Origin of the sequence: Bradyrhizobium cytisi (assembly GCF_008123515.1) — a bacterium.
GTDB lineage: Bacteria > Pseudomonadota > Alphaproteobacteria > Rhizobiales > Xanthobacteraceae > Bradyrhizobium > Bradyrhizobium cytisi.
Genome location: NZ_VSSR01000150.1, coordinates 1 through 2,167, shown reverse-complemented (window position 1 = coordinate 2,167; position 2,167 = coordinate 1). Strand labels below are relative to the sequence as shown.

Sequence of the window (2,167 nt, the reverse complement as noted above, 5' to 3'; positions counted from 1 at the left end):
GGAAGGGCATAGATAAATCTGCCGCCTCATTCACACTTTTGCCTTCCAGCGCCCCAATGAAAGCAATCCGTTAGTCTTCTGTTGCCTTATCGCATTTGGCCAGATAGTCGCGTACCGCATCGACAGGATAGAGCGGGCGGCCGTCGACGTAACGCCATTTCAGCGGGTGGTTCGGATCCCGCCGCCACCGCTCCAGCGCGCCGGGCGTGCGCCGGATAACCGCGGCGGCCTCTAATGGCCTCAAATTAGAGCTGCCCGGCAGCGTATCGATATCGAACGTCGCGGGCGGCGGCATGCCACGGTTCTTGCGAAGGCGCTTCGTGGCACGCGGAATGTTCCGATTACTTGGCGGTCCTAATGCCTCGATCGCAGCCTTTTCGTCCTTGTCGCTCATGCCTCCGCCCCGAACGATAGTCGGTATGAGGCAATGAGATCGTAGGCTTCTCCGGCATGAAAGAAATATAGAGCGCAGGTATGGCTGCCGGATAGCTGTGGCATACAAATAGGACGGATCGCACCCCTTTCTGACGCCCTCCGACATCACGCGATCCAAGTGATCGGCGCGCATCACGAGATGGATCAAGCATCGCGCGGCGACATTCGAGTCAATAGTGTCGCCCGGCACCGTGGTCCGCATAGCGTTAACGACTTTGATCTTGTTCGATGTCCGTTATCAACTCATCCAGTGTCAATGAGTCGTCGAGCGATTTACGCGAACAGAACCAGTCGTCCACGCCATTATCGGCAATGCCCACAACCTCTGCCTTGGAGCCACGACGATGTAGCTGGGTCCGCTACGCCTCTTCCGTGGGGTCATGCAGAAAGCCGCGCTGGAGCAAGCGCGGGACATAATGCTGGCGCTTACAAGCCATGAGGTGACCTATCCCATGCCTAGGTTAGGTCCCGGACGTCAAGTGTGCCGTTGTTGCAACCACTGCTGTCGCGTTTACGACGTATGTCGCAATCGCTTCGACAGCCGATGGTGCTGCAGTTGGATCCGCAGCTTCCCAGGCTGATCGGTGCTCCTCAAGGCTTGTCTTGGCAGGAGAATTTGCGATCGCCGTCGCGTGGTACGGCATTTGCTGATCTCGTTCCAGTCGTCTCGTCTCCAGGAGAAACACATGGTCGACGTGCAAGAGGTTGTGCTGTCCCCACGAGAAAAGCAGTGCTTGCAGTGGGTAGAGGAGGGCAAATCATCCTGGGAAATAGGGGTGATATTGAAAATCACCGAGAACACCGTCAATTTTCATCTCAAGAACGCGATGCGAAAGCTGGAAGTGACCACCCGAATCCAGGCTGCTATCAAGGCGCGCCGCCTCAAGCTTTTGGACTAGGGAGTGCTGCTGCTGTCAAATTGTGCCGACGGCGAGGTATAACATCCGGTGATAGGACTACTCCATGAGATGGGATCGCATCTGCCGAGAGTAGCGGCCCGTTGTGAGCGCAGCGCTATAGTTAAATGTCCGCCGGCTCTTGCGAGGAACGACGTGTATCTGTTTCGCACGAAAGTCGTGGGGGCGCACCACTATAGGCGGGTTCTGATCGCAAGTAGTAAGTCTCGGGCTGAAGCGGGCGACCTTCGCGCCAACTAGCGTCCGCGGCGCGCAGCCAGATCTGCTTGGCCACAGGGGATCTGATCCATAATAGGATGCAGCGAAAGAGTTTATAGAGATGCTTGTTGAAGCTATAATGACTGACCTACCCGAATTGAAGGCAACCAGCTGTGCTGTCGTCCCGCGGCAGCAGCGTCATTCTGCCACCCACTTCCATCCTGATTGCCGCGTCGCAGTGATTACATGATTGACGTGAACCCTTGATACCAGACGCGATTTATCCGCGATGATTCCGGCTGACGCGGCCTCGCACCATTGAGCCACGTCCCGGGATGTCGCGCAACTCCATTGCGCCTGATGTCCTGGCTGCAAACCGCTTCGCAACCGGTGCATACGCTAATGTCGTCACGAACAGGTTCTTTTGCGCTCCTTCTACTGTAGCGATGCCATGCAGTGCGGCGACGGCATCAAGGCGAATACTGCTGTGTGGCGCGTATCCCTCCAACGCAGCTTCAAGCAAGCCGACGGAAACAACTTCACCTGTCGTCAGCGTCCAATGATGCACCCTCGCATTTTCAGTTGCAGACGCCAGCTGCCTTAGTGTCTGTCCGAGA

General features: G+C 56.7%; 3 protein-coding genes. 1 reads left to right on the top strand and 2 read right to left on the bottom strand.

Annotated elements, in window-relative coordinates; genetic code table 11:
- Positions 1-70: 70 nt before the first annotated feature.
- On the bottom strand, positions 71-394 hold the full coding sequence (locus tag FXB38_RS42090; RefSeq protein ID WP_187435528.1) for a hypothetical protein: 324 nt from the start codon (positions 392-394) through the stop codon (positions 71-73).
- Between the two features lie 727 nt (positions 395-1,121).
- On the opposite strand from FXB38_RS42090, the gene FXB38_RS42085 reads away from it, so the two are divergent.
- Positions 1,122-1,334, top strand: a complete 213-nt coding sequence (locus FXB38_RS42085; protein WP_148756714.1) for a helix-turn-helix domain-containing protein — start codon at positions 1,122-1,124, stop codon at positions 1,332-1,334.
- Positions 1,335-1,830: 496 nt separating this feature from the next.
- On the opposite strand, the gene FXB38_RS43545 is transcribed toward FXB38_RS42085, so the two are convergent.
- The coding region (locus tag FXB38_RS43545; protein ID WP_210251009.1) for a restriction endonuclease at positions 1,831-2,167 on the bottom strand (337 nt) is incomplete at its 5' end.